Origin of the sequence: Marivirga sp., assembly GCF_035704835.1 — a bacterium.
In the GTDB taxonomy this organism is placed as follows: domain Bacteria; phylum Bacteroidota; class Bacteroidia; order Cytophagales; family Cyclobacteriaceae; genus Marivirga.
Genome location: NZ_DASSWQ010000065.1, coordinates 13,950 through 32,861 on the forward strand (window position 1 = coordinate 13,950; position 18,912 = coordinate 32,861).

Below are 18,912 nucleotides of genomic sequence, written 5' to 3' on the forward strand. Positions count from 1 at the left end.
ATTATTTGTTTTTAGGATATATGAGAGAGTAAGTTACGAAAATTATTGCTGAAATTAAGATACCGAAAACGTTAGGGTCTAACCCTAAAGGTAATTTAAACATAATTTCAGAAAATGGTAAATCTATAATTTGCATTTTATTGATTGATTCTACCACCTGCCCAGGCGTTAAATTATCTAAATTTAGGCCTGCAAAATCAACACTTTCTTTAGCTCCACTTATAAATGTTCGTAATTCAGCCATTTTAGTTGCGGTTCCGAAGGTGATTTTATTAGCTTGAAGCAAAGCAGTGGTCAACCCTCCAGCGATCATCGACATAAAAGCAGCATTACTATTGCTCTTTTTCCAAAACAATCCTCCTAAAATAGGGACGAATAAACCTGATACCATAAATGCATAACTATATAGCATGAGGTTCAGGACATTTTCCATGGCACTCGCTAATAAGAGAGCTACCGCACCTACCAATAATGTTACGAATTGTGAAAGTCGAAGCTCTTTTTTATCTGAATTAAATCTAGTGGTGAATTTTTTAATAAAATCAGAGACAAAATTTCCTGATGACGCCATTAAGCAACTATCAGCGGTGGAAAGAATAGCAGAAAAATATGCTGACATCATTAAGCCTAAAAGCCCAACTGGCAAAACTGTTGCTAACATCATGGGTAAACCTTTCTCAGGGTCAGCTTGCGCAATATTTTCTGGACCAAAACCAGCAAACATACCTTGGTCAGCAGCGACTCGAGCAATTAGTCCTAGGGCAACTCCCATAAACGCCATAATCGGCCATTCAAAAATACCTGCAATGAACCAGGCTTTTTTAGCCGTTTTAACGTCTCTACTAGCATAAATTCTTTGGTATAAAGTCATTCCAACAAACCATATAGGAATGATGGTGACAACCCAATAAACAATGTCTTGCCAACCAATATTGGTTAAGGATAACATCTCAGGATCTAAAGTGTCTTTGATAGCTGACCACCCTCCAACTGCATTGTAAGAAAGAGGAATACCAATAAAAATTAATCCGCTAAGCAGAATTATCCATTGAATTGTATCAGTATATATAACCGCTTTAATTCCACCCATAACAGTATAAACTACAGCGATTACGCCCATTATAATAAGCGCTTGATTCAATCCTAGTTCAGGAAAAGTTCCTGAGGCTAATTTTGCCCCAGCCAATATTTGGGAACTTGTAAATCCCAGATAACCAATTGCTGAGATTAAAGCTGCTACCAATGCCGTCTTCTTATCAAAGAAATAGGCAAATAACTGCGGCATAGTATGAAATTTATCAAAAGCCTTATTTCCCCTCACTATCGGAATAAGAAAAACGGCTGCCAACCATGCACCGATTAGCCCCGTAAAAAGCATCCATGAACCAGAAATACCAATAGTAAATCCTAATCCTCCTAAGCCTATTGAGAAACCTCCTCCAACATCAGTCGCTACCACACTTAGTCCAATATGCCAGCTCGTCATTTTTCTACCACCTACATAATAGTCATCCATTCCTTTATTCGACCGCATGAAATAATAGCCAACACCAAGCATGGCTAACATGTAAACAGCAAAAATGGAAATATCTATAATGTGCATTTTTTAAAAAATGAGATTTAAATTGTAGAATTCAAATAAATCTTAAACTACAAAAATTTTAACAATTGGGAAAATAAATAGCTTATTTGAGGATTTTGGAGTGATTTTATAAACACTAAGCAACAAAAAAAGGGCCGAAGCCCTTTCTAATATCACTACATGAAAATCTTATTTTTGAGAGCCAACTCTAGCTCCTAAGTATTCTCTATTCATTCTTGCTATATTTGACAAATCAATACCTTTTGGACATTCTGCAGAACAAGCACCTGTGTTAGTGCAAGCTCCAAATCCTTCTGCATCCATCTGCGCAACCATTTTTTGCGCTCTATCAGCTCTTTCTACTTGACCTTGAGGTAACATAGATAATTGAGAAATTTTTGCACTTACAAATAGCATGGCAGATGCATTTTTACATGCTGCTACACAAGCTCCACAACCAATGCACGTAGCCGAATCAAATGCTTCATCTGCTACAGATTTAGGAATTGGAATTTCGTTTGCATCAGGAGTTCCTCCAGTATTTACACTTACATAACCACCAGCTTGAATCACTCTATCGAATGCACTTCTATCAACCGCTAGATCCTTTACAATTGGGAACGCTTTAGCTCTCCAAGGCTCAATCGTAATGGTTTCACCATCGTGAAAACTTCTCATATGAAGCTGGCAAGTAGTCACATTTTTTAAAGGTCCATGTGGTTGGCCATTGATGTACATACTGCACATGCCACAAATTCCTTCACGACAATCATGATCAAAATGAACCGGATCTTGATCTTTATCAATTAACTGCTCATTTAAAACATCTATCATTTCAAGAAATGACATATCAGATGATACACCATCTAATTCATATGTGTTAAATGCTCCTTTATCTTGATTATTTTTCTGTCTCCAGATTTTTAACTTGAATTTCATAATTAAATATTTTTAATGACTTAAAGTTTACTTGTAACTTCTCTGCGTCAGTTTTACATTTTCGAATATTAATTGTTCTTTGTGAAGCTTTTCTGGTTGCTCAGGACCTGTATATTCCCAAGCAGCAACGTAAGCAAAATCTTCGTCATTTCTTTTTGCTTCTCCTTCAGGAGTCTGGTGCTCTTCTCTAAAGTGACCTCCACATGACTCTTCTCTATGCAAGGCATCGTCCATCATCAATTCACCTTGCTCTAAGAAATCAGAAACTCTAGAAGCTTTTTCTAATGAACTATTAAATTCTTCATTGGAGCCTAAAACTTTCACATTTTTCCAGAAATCAGCTCTCAATTCTCTAATCATTTCTTTGGCTTTTTTCAAACCTTCTTCAGTTCTAGACATACCACAGTAATCCCACATGATTTTACCTAATTCCTTGTGGTAGTGATCTACTGATTTAGTTCCTTTGATCGAAAGAAGCTTGTCAATATTATCTTTTACTGCTTTTTCGGCATCTTTAAATGCTTGATGGTCTGTTCCAACTTTTTCATATTTCTCACCAGCCAAATAATTACCGATGGTATATGGAAGTACAAAATAGCCGTCTGCCAAACCTTGCATCAATGCACTAGCACCTAATCTGTTAGCACCATGGTCAGAGAAGTTAGATTCTCCTGTGGCATAAAGACCATCAATATTTGTTTTTAAGTTATAATCAACCCATAGTCCACCCATTGTATAATGAACCGCTGGGTAAATCATCATTGGCTCTTTGTATGGATTGCTTCCAGTGATTTGCTTGTACATGTCAAACAAGTTACCATACTTACCAGAAATAGTATCTTCACCGTCTCTATTAATAGCATCTCTGAAATCAAGGTAAACTGCTTTCCCTGACTCATTTACTCCCCTACCTTCATCACAAACATATTTCGCATTTCTTGATGCGACATCACGAGGAACTAAGTTACCAAATGCTGGATACTTTGTTTCTAAGTAATAATCTCTTTGATCCTCTTTCAAATCATTAGGATGTATTTCTTTTTTCCTGATTTTCTCCGCTAATTCTTTTGTTGCAGGAACCCACACACGACCATCATTTCTTAATGATTCTGACATTAAGGTAAGTTTGGACTGATGGTCTCCACTAACTGGTATACAAGTTGGGTGGATTTGTGTGTAACAAGGATTTGCCATTAAAGCACCTTTTTTATGTGCTCTCCAAGCTGCTGTTACGTTTGAACCCATTGCGTTGGTAGAAAGGTAGAATACGTTTCCATAACCGCCAGTAGCCAAAACAACTGCATGTGCACTATGAGATTCAATTTTTCCTGTAACCAAATTACGCGTTACAATACCTTTAGCTTTTCCATCCACCATTACCAAATCCAACATCTCAGTTCTTGGGAACAATTCCACCTTTCCATTAGCAACTTGGCGGCTTAAAGCGCTATATGCGCCCAACAATAACTGCTGTCCAGTTTGACCACGAGCATAAAACGTTCGGGAAACTTGCGCTCCACCGAAAGAACGGTTAGCTAAAAGCCCACCGTATTCTCTAGCAAATGGAACACCCTGAGCTACACACTGGTCAATAATGTTTACACTAACTTGTGCTAATCTGTAAACATTAGCCTCTCTTGAGCGGTAATCACCTCCTTTAATAGTATCGTAAAACAAACGATAAACACTATCTCCATCGTTTTGATAATTCTTGGCAGCATTAATACCACCTTGAGCTGCAATAGAGTGTGCTCTTCTAGGACTGTCTTGAAAGCAAAAAGCTTTTACGTTATATCCTAATTCAGCTAATGAAGCAGATGCTGAAGCACCAGCCAAACCGGTACCCACTACAATAACATCATATTTACGTTTATTAGCAGGATTTACCAGCTTCACGTTAAATTTATGATTCGTCCATTTTTCTGCTAATGGACCTTCTGGTATTTTTGATTCTAAATTCATAGTACAGTAATTATCCTTAACTATTGAAAAACATGATTAATGGGATACTAGCGAATGCTGCCGGAATAAGGATAGCATAAACAATTCCCAGTTTTTTAATGAATGGAGTATATTTGCTATGATTAATTCCCAGCGTTTGAAAAGCACTTGAGAATCCGTGTGACAAGTGAAAAGCTAATCCCACCATACACACTACATATAATGCCACATACCACCATTGTGAAAACGCTTCTTTAACTATAAGATATAGATCTTTGTTTCCGAATTCATCCAAAGGCATTGTTCCAAATTTCATTTCAAACCAAAAACTTCTCATATGAATTACCAAAAACACAAAAATAATAAAACCTAATATCCCCATATTTCTGGATGAAAATGAGCTATTCGCAGAACCTTTTACTTTGTCATATCCTGTAGGTCTCGCTTTTTTATTCTTGAGAACTAATGCGATTGACATTACTATATGCAAAAGAATAAAGGCATATAACCCATAAGATAAAAATTTAATTATTGGATTTGAAGTCATAAACTCTGCATACTCATTGAAAGCTTCTCCTCCGTCATCCGCTAGTAATTGAAAATTTCCTGCTAGATGGACGACTAAAAAAATGATTAAAAATAGACCGGTAAGTGACATCACCAATTTCCTACCGATTGTACTCGTTAAAGTGTCAGAAAGCCAACTCATATATTTAATTTTGATTAATAGGTTTATAATAAAATCTTTGTGCCAAAGTTACATTTGGAACATTTAGAAAACAATTGTGTTTTCTATTTTAAACAATTCTAAATAATACCACTTAAATTTATTAATTTGGATTAACTTTTTATCAATTATGAATGTTTTAGTGTTTTCAGAACAATATTTTTTAATTTAACGTTTTAAATATTCTCACTACAAAGCCGGCTTGTGAAAAAAATTGTTTTCATCTTCCTTTCAATACTCTGCATAATTAGCGAATCTTTTGCTTCGCACATTAGAGCGGGTGAAATTACAGCCAGAAGAATTGGATGTAGTGGTCTGACCTATGAATTTACCATTACTGCCTATAGAGATACGGGATCTGATATTCTTTTTGGAAACGGAGAATTTGATTTTGGTGATGGCGAAACTATAATGTTAAATCCTGATGGATATACAAGAAAAGAAATAATTGATGATGAAATTGAATTAGTAGAATTTAAAATAACTCACCAATATAATTCTAATGGAGATTATAATGTGTCTTACCAAGAAGATTTCCGAAACGCGGGCATCGTAAACATGAGTAATTCAGGATCCGTTGCTTTTTATGTGGAAACATTGATTAGAATTGATCCATTTTTTGGATGTAATGATTCTCCCGTGTTTTTAATCCCACCAATAGACAAAGGTGCTATTGGGGTCTTATTCTATCATAATCCTGGTGCATTTGATCCAAATGGCGATAGTATAGCTTTCAAACTAGTAACTCCACAAAGCCGTCAAGGCGTATCTGTACCTAATTTCAGATCACCAGAAATTGCTGCCGGTGGCCAAAATAGCCAACAAACAGGTCCCGCAACTTTAACGCTTGATGAAATATTGGGAGATTTAATTTGGGATGCTCCCGGGATGAAGGGAGAATTTAATGTGGCTTTTATCGCTGAAGAGTGGAGAAAAATTGCTGGGGAATGGGAATTTTTAGGAAGTGTTACTCGAGATATGCAGATAATCGTGGATGAAACTGATAATGACCCACCCGAATTGCAAATCCCATTAGATACATGTATCGAAGCTGGAACTTTATTAGAAGCTTCTATTATAGCTACTGATCCAAATCCTGACTCTCAAGTTAAAATTGAAGGCTATGGTGGACCGTTTGTATTAACACCCGCTGCCACTTTAACTCCAGATGGTGAAGATTTTTATGACGCACCAGCAACTTCAACGTTCTCATGGCAGACTGATTGTTCTCACGTTCGGGAAGACCCATATCTGGTTAGATTTAAAGCAACTGACAATGGACCAGGTTTAAGACTAACAGCATTTGAAACTTGGTCAGTAACTGTAGTGCCACCCGCTCCTAAAAATGTGCAAGCGGTTAGTCAGCCACAACGATCTATCGAAGTCAGTTGGGATACCTATAATTGTGGTGCTGCTGAGGTCGTTCAAATTTACAGACGTGTCGATAGTTTTGAATTTGAACCAGAAAATTGCGAAATAGGAATCCCAGAAAATGGAGGTTATGAACTAATTGGTGCAGTTCCTGCAAGTGAAAATTCATTTGTTGACGACAATGCTGGTCAAGGTTTAGATTTTGGTGCCACTTACTGCTACAGAATGGTTGCTGTTTTTGAATTACCAAGAGGTGGTATTAGTTATGCCTCTGAAGAGGTATGTCAACAAATTGCCGCAACTGGTCCTATAATTACCAATGTTTCTATTAATTCTACTGATGAAGAAAGTGGCGATATAACGGTAAGCTGGCTTCCACCATTTGAAATTGATACTAATTTATATCCTGCTCCTTACCAATACCAATTATTAAGGAGTGAAGGAGCAGAATTTGAAGCAGTCGCCATCATTGAGGATGACACTACTTTTATAGATTCCGGTCTCAATACTTCAGAAAATATTTATTCCTACCAATTAGAGCTTTATTTGGCTGGTGATGAAATAACAGAAGAAAACTTGATTGAGTATTCTGCAAGAGCCTCAACTGTAAACTTAACTTCAGTAGGTTTATTTGAATCAATCCGATTAAGTTGGGATGCAAATGTACCATGGTCAAATACGAATGAAGATTATCCTTATCATTATATTTATCGAAATAAAGTAAATTCCAATGAAAGTGAGATGGTATTAATTGACTCTGTCGATGTCACGGTTCATGGTTATCAATATTTAGATAGTGGTCAGTTTAATAACCAAAATCTATCTAATATGGAAGAGTATTGTTATTTCGTGACAACCTCAGGTGGATATGGAAATGAAGATATTTTCGAGCCTTTGCTCAATAATTCTCAAATTCTTTGTGCAATGCCTGATGACCAGGTTGATCCTTGCCCGCCTTTCGATGTTGGATTCCTTTTAAATTCACCAGACAAATGTTTGGAATTCTTGGCAGATAAAGAATGTGATTTTGACCAATTTCAAAATGAATTGTATTGGGAATCAAATCTAGCCGATAGTTGCGATAGTCAAATTAGCTACTATGAAGTGTTTTTTCAAAATGAATTAAATACAGACTTCCAATTAATAGGAACCACTCGAGATACATTCTTCATCCATGATAATCTTCCGGAATTTGCTGGTTGCTACATGATAAGAGCAGTTGACCAGTCTGAGAACAGAAGTGAATTCTCTGACGTTTTCTGTAAAGAAAATTGTCCGAATCTTGAATTCCCGAATGTATTCACCCCTAATGATGATGGAAATAATGATTTTTTCACACCATTCTATCAGAGCCCAAATGAACCAACCTCAATTCCATTGGATAAATGTCCGAGATTCTTGGAAGAAATTGAATTTAAAGTTTTCAATAGATACGGAAAGCAGGTTTATGGTTATAAAAGCGGTGGAGAAAATGGATTGTATATCAATTGGGATGGGACAAATTTTAATGGAGAACCGCTACCTTCAGCAACTTACTTTTTTGAAGCTGTAGCTACTTTTGATATGCTTAGGCCTGAAAATAAACAAAGGCGATACAAAGGATACGTTCAAATTTTAAGGTAATTGAAAGAAGAAAATCATATAATATTCTTCGATGGGATATGCAATTTGTGTAATGGTGCTGTAAATTTTATTATAGACAGAGACAAAAACAACTACTTCAAATTTGCTCCATTACAATCATCCATTTCAGAAAATTATATTCCTTCCTCAATTATTAAAAATACTGACAGCATCATGTATTGGGATTCTGGACAACTCTATTCCAAAAGCAGTGCAGCATTAAGGATAGCACGGAAGCTAGACGGACAATGGAAAGCATTATATGTATTCATTATTATCCCCAAATTTATAAGAGATTACTTTTACGATCTAATCGCAAAGAATCGATATAAGTGGTTTGGTAAAAGGGATAGCTGTAGAATGCCTACACTTGAAATTAAAAATAGATTTTTAGAAATGGATTAAGCCCTTCAAGGTTATTCAGAGTTTATAAAAGTTTATAACTTGCCACTTTATTTCCGCCTAAATTTAACTTTTAAAAAGATAGAATATGAAAGCTTATATATTTCCTGGCCAAGGAGCTCAATACCCAGGAATGGGAAAAGATTTATACGAGAATAATGCAGAGGCCAAAAAACTTTTTGATCAAGCCAATAAAATATTAGGTTTTGAGATTACAAAAATAATGTTTGAAGGAACAGCTGAAGAGTTAAAAGAAACTAAAGTAACGCAACCTGCCGTATTTTTACATTCTGTCATTAACGCTTTGGTTCACCCTGATTTTAATCCTGAAATGGTTGCAGGTCATTCCTTGGGTGAATTCTCAGCTTTAGTTGCAAACGGCACTCTTTCTTTTGAAGATGGACTAAAACTAGTATATAAAAGAGCTTTAGCTATGCAGAAAGCTTGCGAAATAAATACTTCTACCATGGCTGCAGTTTTAGGTCTGGAGGATGAGGTAGTTGAGAAAATTTGTGGCGAAATTACAGAAGAAATAGTAGTTCCAGCGAATTATAATTGCCCAGGTCAATTAGTAATCTCTGGTACAAATAAAGGCATTGAGATTGCTTGTGAAAAGATGAAGGAAGCTGGTGCAAAAAGAGCGCTTCCCTTACCAGTTGGCGGTGCATTCCATTCTCCATTAATGGAACCAGCGAGGGAGGAATTAGCAAAAGCCATTAAAGAAACGGAATTCAATAAGCCGAAATGTCCAGTATATCAAAATGTAAATGCTCAAGGTTCAATTGATATCGAAGCCATAAAAGGGAACCTTATTTCTCAATTAACTGCACCAGTTAAATGGACTCAATCAGTTCACCAAATGGTTAATGATGGTGCTTCTATCTTTATTGAAAGTGGCCCTGGAAAAGTTTTACAAGGATTAGTAAAAAAGATAAATAAAGAATCTGAAGTGGCACAATTATCGTAGTTTGTTTTTATAAATAAACTATTGATAATTCATTATTAAAACTTAAAACTTCAATAGTTTGTTAAAAGAAAAATAATGAAAAAGCCTGAAATTCCACATAACGAAAACGAAAGATTAATAGAACTCCGAAGGCTAAATATTCTTGATTCTGAACAAGAAAAAGATTTTGATGACCTGGTAGAGTTAGCCTCAATTATATGCGGAGTTCCAATATCTTTGGTTACACTTGTTGATGCTGACCGACAATGGTTTAAATCAAAAAAAGGTGTGGAAATTGATTCTAGCCCCAGAGATATCTCATTTTGTGGGCATGCCATTAACTATGATGATGTCATGGTAATAGAAAATACGGTAGCAGACAAAAGGTTTTTTGATAATCCTTTAGTTACTGAAGACCCCAATATCAGGTTCTATGCTGGAATGCCCATTAAATCTGAAAATGGATTTAACTTGGGTACGTTATGTGTAATTGATACGCAGCCAAAAAAACTTACTGAACTTCAGATTACAGCTTTAAAGGTATTAGGCGGACAAGCTTCTAAATTAATAGAGTTAAGAGACAAAAAAAATGAGCTAGAAATTAAAAATGAAAAATTAGAATCCTTAAATCAACTCAATACTAGAATTACTAGCATCATTTCTCATGATTTAAAAGGTCCCATAAACAGTTTAAGGGCTTATATGAATTCAAATTATATCGATGCAAATAATCCCAAAGATTTAGCACAATTATTCCCATTAGTAAAAAATAATCTTAACAGTCTTAACGAACTTGTAGAGAATCTTTTAGAATGGTCAAACAGTTCAAATGATGTGAATTTTGAAAATATTAAAGTTAAAGAACTAATATTTGAGGTTTGTAATCTATTTGTAGGAAACGCTCTAGAAAAGAACATTGATTTAAAATGTGGATATTTACATGAAGACAAGATATTAGCAGACCTTTCTATGCTAAGATTCATCATGCGAAATCTAATTAATAATGCTATCAAATTCACAGAAAATGGTGAAGTAATAGTTGAAACTGAAAAAACAGATGACCATCAAATAATCATAAAAGTTACTGATACTGGAGTAGGGATTTCAAAAGAACTTTTAGAACGTATAAAATTAAAAGATAAAAAGGTATCTACAAAAGGAACAAGGAACGAGAAAGGAACGGGTTTAGGTTTACAACTTATACGCGAATTCCTTTCAATCCATAAAACAGACTTGGAGATAGAGTCCGTTGAAAATGAAGGAAGTACTTTTTCATTTTCACTTCCTGTTGCCTAGGTAAGTTTAACCTAATACAAAAAGTAATAAAAACCTGTCAACCTTATACTAATTAAACTTACGTTTGATTAATATAAAACTGACAAGTTTTATTTTTCTATTGATTTCTTTTACGATAAGAAATCCTTATTTATTTGTAGCCCAACAATTTGAGCATACTTTCGCTGGTTTGCTCTTCTGCAAAAAGTTTGGTGGTTACATTTCCTTCTGCATCTTTATCAATTAAAACATGCTTTGGAGCAGGAACAAGGCAATGTTGAATTCCTCCATATCCGCCTAATGATTCCTGATAAGCCCCTGTATGGAAAAAACCTACATATTGTTTATCATTTCTTTCTACTTTTGGCAAGAATACTTCGAACGAATGCGCTTCTGAATTGTAATAATCCATCGAATCGCAAGTCAAGCCGCCCATTTTCACCTTATGATAAGGCTCATTCCAATTATTGATGGCCATTAAAATGAATTTCTGATTTAGGCCCCAAACATCGGGCAAATGCGTGATGAAAGAACCATCTATCATATACCATAGCTCTTTATCATTCTGTAGCTTTTGGTCCAAAATAGAATAAATAGTAGCACCGCTCTCCCCTACCGTATAGCTACCAAATTCTGTCATGATATTTGGAGTTTCTACATCATTCTTTTCACATATCCATTGAATATTTTCTACAATCTGGTCTACCATATATTGGTAATCGTATTCAAAGCCTAAAGAAGTTTTGATTGGGAATCCACCACCAATATCAATAGTATCCAACTCAGGAGCTATTTTCTTTAATTCGCAATATTTATCAATAAAACGACCTAACTCACTCCAATAATAAGCCGTATCTTTAATACCTGTATTGATGAAGAAATGCAACATTTTAAGCTTTGCCTTTTCACTTTTGGCAATCTTATTTTGGTACAAATCAATGACATCATTGTAGCGGATTCCTAATCTGCTGGTGTAAAATTCAAAAGTTGGCTCCTCATCAGACGCTATTCTAATTCCTACCTTGAAAGGATTTTTAGCATCTGCTTCATAGCTATCAAATTCATTTAGGTCATCTAAAACAGGGACAACATTCTCAAATCCTGAATTTATCAACTCATTAATATACTGCCTGTAAAGTGGCTTTTTAAACCCATTACAAACCACGTAATGTTGCTTTGTAAGCAAACCCTTTTCATGCAATTTTTTTACAATCGGAATATCAAAAGAAGAGGATGTTTCCATATGAACTCCTGCTTTCAAGGCTTCCTCCATCACAAAAGAGAAATGAGAAGATTTAGTGCAATAGCAATAGGTGTAATCTCCTTTATAATTAAATTTCTTAAATGCGTTGGCGAAATATTCTCTCGCTTGATTAATGTTTTGACTAATCTTCGGTAGATAGGTCAGCTTTAGGGGAGTGCCATACTTTTCAATGATATCCATTAAGGGAACGTCATGGAATCTCAAGGCATTTTCCTCTACCTTAAATTCTTTTTGGGGCCAGTAAAAGGTTTGTTCTATTAAATCTATGTAACTCTTCATTCAACTAAAGTTTAGTACGGTGTTGAAATGCAATATTGAATTATATTTGCAATCTTTGCAAAACTAAAATTTTAACGCTGAAACATTCGGGTTTTTCTATTAAATAATTCAATTTTTTTATGATAAATGTATTTGTAAACGATGAGACTTCCCCATTGAGGGCTGTGATATTAGGAACCGCCAAAGGAGTTGGAGATGTCCCTCTTGTGGATGATGCCTATGACCCAAAGTCTAAAGAACATATTGCTGCAGGTACATATCCCAAAGAAGCCGATATGGTAAAGGAAATTGAAGCATTTGCAAAAGTTTTAGAAAAATATAATGTAAAAATTTACCGTCCAGAAATCATAGAAGATTATAATCAGATTTTCTCAAGAGATATTGGATTTGTGATTGAAAATAAATTCATCAAACCTAGAATTCTTAAGGACAGAAAAGAGGAAATCAAAGGCATTCAATACATTCTAGAGCAAATCAACCCGGATCAAATTGTTACGGTTCCTGAAAATGTGAGAGTGGAAGGTGGGGATGTAATGCCTTGGAAAGACCATCTTTTCGTGGGTTATTCTGAGAAAGAGGATTTCGAAGAATATATTGTTGCAAGAACGAACAGAGCAGGATTAGAATTCTTAGCTAATGAATTCCCGAACAAAAAAGTAAAAGGTTTTCAACTCAATAAATCGGATGAAGTAGCCAAAGACAATGCTTTACATTTGGATTGCTGTTTTCAGCCAATAGGAGAAAATCAAGCTATTATTTATAAAGGCGGGTTTAAATTGGAAGAAGATTACAATTACCTAAAAGATTATTTTGGTGAGGAAAATTTAATCCACATCACAAGAGATGAGATGTATGAAATGAACTCCAACGTTTTCTCCATCAGCCCAAAAGTGATTGTTTTGGAAGAAAACTTCAGCCGTTTAGCAGGAATTTTGGAAGAAAGAGGTTACACGGTTGAAAAAGTACCTTATTCCGAAATTTCCAAAATGGAAGGTTTATTAAGATGTTCTACTTTACCACTTGAAAGAGCTCAATAAAATATTTTTAGTCAGATGGAAAATAAGCAAAGTACTAATACATTAATGATGGTTCGACCGGTTCAGTTCCGATTTAACGAACAAACCGCTGTAAATAATTATTACCAAACAGCCATAAAAGGATTAAGCGCCTCAGAAATACAATTAAAAGCGGCTAATGAATTTGACCATTTTGTTGAAAAACTAAGAACCAAAAAAATCAATGTCATTGTTGTAGAGGATACTCCAGACCCAAGCACACCAGATTCAATTTTTCCTAATAATTGGATTTCCTTTCATTCTGATGGAAGAGTAGGCTTATATCCAATGTATGCTGAAAACAGAAGACTGGAGAGAAGACCTGATATTTTAGAAAAATTGCAAAGCAAAGAAGGATTAAAAATCAGTGAGATAGTTGATTTCTCTAAGTTTGAAAAAGAATCTTTGTTTTTGGAAGGAACGGGAAGTATGATTTTGGATAGACCCAACAAAATCGTCTATGCCGCCATTTCGATTAGAACCAATGAAAAGGTTTTGAAAGACTTCTGTGATAAGTTTGATTACAAAGCAGTGAAATTCGTTGCGAATCAAACAGTAGACGGAAAAAGATTGCCTATCTACCATACTAATGTGATGATGTGTGTAGCAGACGATTTAGCTATTTTATGCGCAGAATCTATAGATGATAAAGCAGAAAGAAAAGCGGTAATTGAAAGCCTGGAAAAAACAGGAAAAGAAGTAATTGAAATCAACGAAGACCAAAAACATCACTTTGCCGGAAATATGCTGCAGGTGAATGGAACTGATGGGAAGCCTTTTTTAGTGATGTCAGCCGCTGCGCATCAATCACTGAATGAAGAACAGATTAAAAGAATTGAAAAATATTGCGAAATTTTAAGTAGCTCGTTGGATACGATAGAAGTTTTAGGTGGTGGTAGCGCCAGGTGCATGATGGCAGAAGTATTTTTACCGAAAGCATAATCATTTTTCAATTTACAAAGTAATGTAGTTTGGGTAAGGCATTCAACCTTCTCCATTCGGAGAAGGATACAGGATGAGGCTTTAAAAGAAACTTACCCAAACGACATTAATAAATATTTAATTAAAATTACCTCTATCATGTTAAATTTAACAGAAGAATTAAAAGCACTTTCACTCCAAGCATTCAAATCATTATTTGAACAAGACTTGGATGAAAACCTTATTCAAATCCAGCCTACTCGAAAAGAATTTGAAGGAAGCCACACATTGGTTTGCTTTCCTTTATCTCGCTTTTCAAAATTAAATCCAGAGCAGACGGCAGGAGCAGTTGGGGTTTACATGCAGGAAAACTCTGTATTGGTAAGCGGATACAATGTGGTGAAAGGCTTTTTGAATATTGTGATAGCGGATAAGGTATGGTTAAAAATAACTTCTGATATTTTAAATACTCCAAACTACGGATTCAAAGCAGAAACAGGTAGAGAGGTTATGGTGGAATACTCTTCCCCCAATACTAACAAACCTTTGCACTTAGGCCATTTAAGAAATAATTTCTTGGGCTATTCTGTTGCGCAGATTTTGAAAGCCAACGGCAATAAAGTCCACAAAGTGCAAATCATCAATGACCGTGGTATTCATATTTGTAAATCAATGGTGGCCTGGCAAAAATTTGGCGAGAGTGAAACACCTGAGTCAAGTGGAATGAAAGGCGATAAATTGGTAGGCAAGTATTATGTGATCTTTGACCAGAAATATAGAGCGCAGATTGCTGAATTAGTACAAGCAGGAAAGACCAAAGAAGAGGCAGAGAAAGAAGCACCTATCATCAAAGAAGCACAAGATATGTTGCTCAAATGGGAGCAAAAAGACCCTGAAACTTATGCGCTTTGGGAGAAAATGAACGGCTGGGTTTATAAAGGATTTGAAAACACTTATAAAACCATGGGCGTGGATTTTGATAAGTTGTATTATGAATCACAGACATTTTCACTAGGAAAAGAAGAAGTGCTTCGTGCCGTTGAAGAAGGCTTGGCCTATAAGAAAGAAGATGGTTCTGTTTGGATTGATTTAACGGAAGATGGCTTGGACGAGAAATTATTGCTCAGAAAAGACGGTACTTCTGTTTATATGACACAAGATATTGGAACAGCCATTTTAAGATATAGAGATTTCCCGAAAATTGAACAGCAAATTTATACTGTAGGAAACGAGCAGGAATACCATTTCAAAGTGCTATTTATCATCTTAGCCAAACTTGGTTATGAGTGGGCAAAAAATTGCTACCATTTATCCTACGGCATGGTGGATTTACCAACTGGCAAAATGAAATCCAGAGAAGGAACTGTGGTAGATGCGGATGATTTGATGGAGGACATGTTTGCCACCGCCAAAAGCAGAACAGATGAATTAGGCAAAATTGATGGTTTTAATGCAGAGGAAGCTGAAGAACTTTACCGTCAATTAGGCTTGGGCGCGTTGAAATACTATTTATTGAAAGTTGACCCGGTCAAACGTATGATGTTCAATCCTGAAGAATCAATTGATTTTCAAGGGAACACTGGTCCTTTTATCCAGTATGTGCATGCCAGAATTTGTGCTATTTTGAGAAAAGCAGAGCAAATAGGAATTGAACCCAAGGTGAGTGAAAGCTTAAATTCGCTAGAACCAACTGAGAATAATGTCTTGCAATTGATAATTGATTTCCCAAATAAAATAGATGAAGCAGCAAACGGATATGCGCCATCCATCATTGCCAATTACGTTTATGAGGTTGCAAAAGCTTATAATAAATTCTATTCAGAGGTTTCTATTTTCAACGAATCTGACCAAGAAGCATTGGCTTTCAGAATCGGATTCTCGAAGATTGTAGCCGAAACAATTGAAAAATCAATGAATTTATTGGGCGCAGAAGTTCCGGAGAAAATGTAAGCTCAATTGACAGTTGACAATGGGCAATTGACAAAATGATTAGAGCTACCATTTACATCTTGTTTGATAAAGAAAATTAAACGCCTTTTGTCAACTAAATAAGCCGTAGGCTTATTATTATCAATTGTCAATTTGATAATTAAAAGTAAATAAGAAAAAATAACCACAGAAATCGCCAAAATCACTTAACATGAACATTACGCAATCATTTCTGTTTCTTTTGCTGAATTTATCTATTTTCACAACTACAAACCAAACTGAAAAAGCTATGAGTATTTACGATTTTGAAATACAGTCTTTAGATGGAGAAATCATTAATTTCTCAGATTTTAAAGGAAAGAATATATTGATTGTCAATACAGCCAGTAAATGTGGATACACTCCTCAATATGCTGATTTGCAAGAGTTGCATGAGAGCTTTGGAGATAAAGTTACCGTTTTGGGTTTTCCTGCTAATAATTTTGGTGGACAAGAACCAGGTAGTGACCAGCAAATCGCTCAATTCTGTGAGAAAAATTATGGTGTGACTTTTCCAATGTTCTCCAAAATGGAAGTCGTAGGCAAAAACCAGCATCCGCTTTTCAAATTTTTAAAAGAAAAAACAGGCAAAGAGCCTACTTGGAATTTCTGTAAATATTTAGTTTCGGAAGATGGAAAAGAGATCAGTTTTTATCCATCATCTGTAAATCCAGGTGAGATAGCCGAAAAATTATAAACATGCTGAAAAATTGGTTGGAAGCCTTTAGGCTACGGACATTGCCTTTAGCCTTATCATGTATTGGAATGGGTAGCTTCTTGGCTGCTTTTTATGGAAGCTTCAACTTATCGGTATGTATTCTAAGTTTGACCACTACCCTTTTCCTACAAATCCTTTCCAATTTGGCAAACGACTATGGAGATAGCGTTCATGGGGCTGATAGTGCAGAACGAGAAGGACCACAAAGAAGTGTTCAGAGAGGCAGCATCACCTCAAAAGCTATGTTTAAATCTATCATCGTTTTTGCAGTCTTATCTTTCATAAGTGGTATTTTTCTACTTCATTTTTCAGTTGGGATTGGCAGCACAACTTTCTATGTATTTCTCGGACTAGGATTGGCTGCTATTGCTGCTGCAATTGCTTATACTAATGGTAAAAGGCCTTACGGATACAGCGGATTGGGCGATATATCAGTATTCCTATTTTTTGGTTTACTTGGAGTTTGCGGCACCTATTATTTGCATGCTGAAAGCTTTGAGGTCTTAATTTTATTACCAGCCGCAAGTTGTGGCTTTTTTGCAACTGGAGTTTTAAATGTAAATAACATAAGAGATATCAAATCAGATAAAGCGGCTGGTAAAAACAGTATCCCTGTTAGAATTGGAAAAAAGAATGCTTTGATTTACCATTCCACTCTTATCATTTTAGGGTGTTTATCTTCGCTAATTTTTTTAATTATTCATGAAGAATTTTATGCCATCATAAGTGTGGTTATTTCCTTTTTTCTCTTTGGAAAACATTTAATTAAAGTCCAGAAAGCTAAAAATTCATCTGACTTAGACCCACAGCTAAAATTTTTAGCATTGTCCACATTGTCCTTTGTATTGCTGTTTGGAATTTCTATCCATTGGCTATAATCCGCATTCTTTATCCAATCATTGATTGGCAAGGAATTATGACTCAGCCAAGCAACATTGCCATCTGATATAATTTATGGCATATTCCCCATCATTTTAAGTTAAGATTCGTATATTGATATGAACAAAATTGAAAACTATATCACTATGAAAAAAATATTAGTTCCTACCGACTTTTCGGATCAAGCTAAATATGCATTAAAATTAGCCGTAGAAATTTCAAAGAAAACTGATGCAGAGTTAATCCTCTTGCATGTTGTTGAAATCCCAGGTCAGACTTCCTTTAATACGATGGGGGAAGCCACTGATATAGATGGAATGGAAGGAGTTTATGTGATGAAAATGATTGAGCAGGGAAAGAAGAAATTAGCACAACTTGAAGAAAACCAATTGTTGGAAGGGATTAAATTTAAATCCGAACTTAAAGCTGGTAATGCTTATTATAACATTTCCTCTATTGTTAATGAATATGAACCTGACATGATTATTATGGGGACAAGCGGAAGTAGTGGGGTTGATGAAATATTAATTGGTTCTAATGCCGAAAAAGTGGTTAGAAACGCTAAATGTCCAGTGCTTACTTTAAAAGAAGAAATTAGCTTAGCCAATATTGATAATATCGCTTTTGCTACTTCATTAAAAAATGACGATAAAGAATTAGCTCAAAAGATTAAACAAATTGCCCAGTTTTCTTATGCCAAAGTTCATTTACTGAAAGTAAATACTCCGAACAATTTCGAATCTTCGAATAATACTAAGAAACGTATGGATGAGTATATGAAAAATAATGGTTTAGAAGCTGAAAAACATATATATAATGGAATAAATGAAGAAGAAGGAATATTGGAATTTGCCAAAGAGAATAAAATTGATTTGATAGCTATGGGTACCCACGGTAGAAAAGGTTTAATGCATTTACTAAGTGGCAGTATAGCTGAAGATGTAGTGAACCATTCTAAAAGACCAGTGCTAACGCTTAAAATTGGTGATTAAAAATTTGGCAACTATATTAAAGACAAAAAA

The 18,912-nt window shown here is 35.3% G+C and carries 15 protein-coding genes; 10 read left to right on the forward strand and 5 right to left on the reverse strand.

The annotated features are described in order from the left end of the window. Position 1: 1 nt before the first annotated feature. The 4 genes from VFM92_RS10100 to VFM92_RS10115 form a co-directional block, all read right to left on the reverse strand. A complete protein-coding gene (locus VFM92_RS10100; RefSeq protein WP_325122096.1) occupies positions 2-1,603 on the reverse strand; it encodes a sodium:solute symporter family protein in 1,602 nt (533 codons plus the stop codon). Between the two features lie 168 nt (positions 1,604-1,771). Beyond that, on the reverse strand, positions 1,772-2,521 hold the full coding sequence (locus tag VFM92_RS10105) for a succinate dehydrogenase/fumarate reductase iron-sulfur subunit (RefSeq protein ID WP_325122097.1): 750 nt from the start codon (positions 2,519-2,521) through the stop codon (positions 1,772-1,774). A 27-nt stretch (positions 2,522-2,548) separates the two neighbouring features. Next, positions 2,549-4,483 carry a fumarate reductase/succinate dehydrogenase flavoprotein subunit gene (locus VFM92_RS10110; protein ID WP_325122098.1) on the reverse strand — a complete coding sequence of 645 codons (1,935 nt, stop codon included), beginning with the start codon at positions 4,481-4,483 and terminating at the stop codon, positions 2,549-2,551. Between the two features lie 16 nt (positions 4,484-4,499). After that, positions 4,500-5,171, reverse strand: a complete 672-nt coding sequence (locus tag VFM92_RS10115; RefSeq protein WP_325122099.1) for a succinate dehydrogenase cytochrome b subunit — start codon at positions 5,169-5,171, stop codon at positions 4,500-4,502. A 222-nt stretch (positions 5,172-5,393) separates the two neighbouring features. On the opposite strand from VFM92_RS10115, the gene VFM92_RS10120 reads away from it, so the two are divergent. The 4 genes from VFM92_RS10120 to VFM92_RS10135 all read left to right on the forward strand — a co-directional run bounded on the left by VFM92_RS10120 (position 5,394) and on the right by VFM92_RS10135 (position 10,827). Continuing rightward, positions 5,394-8,183 (forward strand): gliding motility-associated C-terminal domain-containing protein, encoded by a 2,790-nt coding sequence (locus VFM92_RS10120; RefSeq protein ID WP_325122100.1) that lies wholly within the window; start codon positions 5,394-5,396, stop codon positions 8,181-8,183. Further along, the gene (locus VFM92_RS10125) at positions 8,184-8,588 is read left to right on the forward strand and encodes a thiol-disulfide oxidoreductase DCC family protein (RefSeq protein WP_325122101.1); all 405 of its coding nucleotides are present in this window, start codon (positions 8,184-8,186) and stop codon (positions 8,586-8,588) included. An 85-nt stretch (positions 8,589-8,673) separates the two neighbouring features. Continuing rightward, complete coding sequence (gene fabD, locus VFM92_RS10130; RefSeq protein WP_325122102.1) at positions 8,674-9,552, forward strand: ACP S-malonyltransferase; 879 nt, start codon at positions 8,674-8,676, stop codon at positions 9,550-9,552. A gap of 75 nt (positions 9,553-9,627) precedes the next feature. Beyond that, positions 9,628-10,827 carry a GAF domain-containing sensor histidine kinase gene (locus VFM92_RS10135; protein ID WP_325122103.1) on the forward strand — a complete coding sequence of 400 codons (1,200 nt, stop codon included), beginning with the start codon at positions 9,628-9,630 and terminating at the stop codon, positions 10,825-10,827. Positions 10,828-10,957: 130 nt separating this feature from the next. Here the strand turns inward: VFM92_RS10135 and VFM92_RS10140 are convergent, their stop codons facing one another. Further along, a complete protein-coding gene (locus VFM92_RS10140) occupies positions 10,958-12,349 on the reverse strand; it encodes an arginine decarboxylase (RefSeq protein WP_325122104.1) in 1,392 nt (463 codons plus the stop codon). 119 nt (positions 12,350-12,468) lie between these two features. On the opposite strand from VFM92_RS10140, the gene VFM92_RS10145 reads away from it, so the two are divergent. The 6 genes from VFM92_RS10145 to VFM92_RS10170 all read left to right on the forward strand — a co-directional run bounded on the left by VFM92_RS10145 (position 12,469) and on the right by VFM92_RS10170 (position 18,882). Continuing rightward, positions 12,469-13,386 (forward strand): dimethylarginine dimethylaminohydrolase family protein, encoded by a 918-nt coding sequence (locus VFM92_RS10145; RefSeq protein ID WP_325122105.1) that lies wholly within the window; start codon positions 12,469-12,471, stop codon positions 13,384-13,386. Between the two features lie 15 nt (positions 13,387-13,401). Continuing rightward, positions 13,402-14,346 (forward strand): citrulline utilization hydrolase CtlX, encoded by a 945-nt coding sequence (ctlX, locus tag VFM92_RS10150; protein ID WP_325122106.1) that lies wholly within the window; start codon positions 13,402-13,404, stop codon positions 14,344-14,346. A 138-nt stretch (positions 14,347-14,484) separates the two neighbouring features. Then, a complete protein-coding gene (gene argS, locus VFM92_RS10155) occupies positions 14,485-16,275 on the forward strand; it encodes an arginine--tRNA ligase (RefSeq protein WP_325122107.1) in 1,791 nt (596 codons plus the stop codon). A 190-nt stretch (positions 16,276-16,465) separates the two neighbouring features. After that, a complete protein-coding gene (locus VFM92_RS10160) occupies positions 16,466-16,990 on the forward strand; it encodes a glutathione peroxidase (RefSeq protein WP_414675571.1) in 525 nt (174 codons plus the stop codon). Between the two features lie 2 nt (positions 16,991-16,992). Continuing rightward, the gene (locus VFM92_RS10165) at positions 16,993-17,889 is read left to right on the forward strand and encodes a 1,4-dihydroxy-2-naphthoate polyprenyltransferase (protein ID WP_325122108.1); all 897 of its coding nucleotides are present in this window, start codon (positions 16,993-16,995) and stop codon (positions 17,887-17,889) included. A gap of 147 nt (positions 17,890-18,036) precedes the next feature. Then, entirely contained in the window at positions 18,037-18,882 is an 846-nt protein-coding gene (locus VFM92_RS10170; protein WP_325122109.1) for a universal stress protein, read from the forward strand. Positions 18,883-18,912 lie beyond the last annotated feature (30 nt).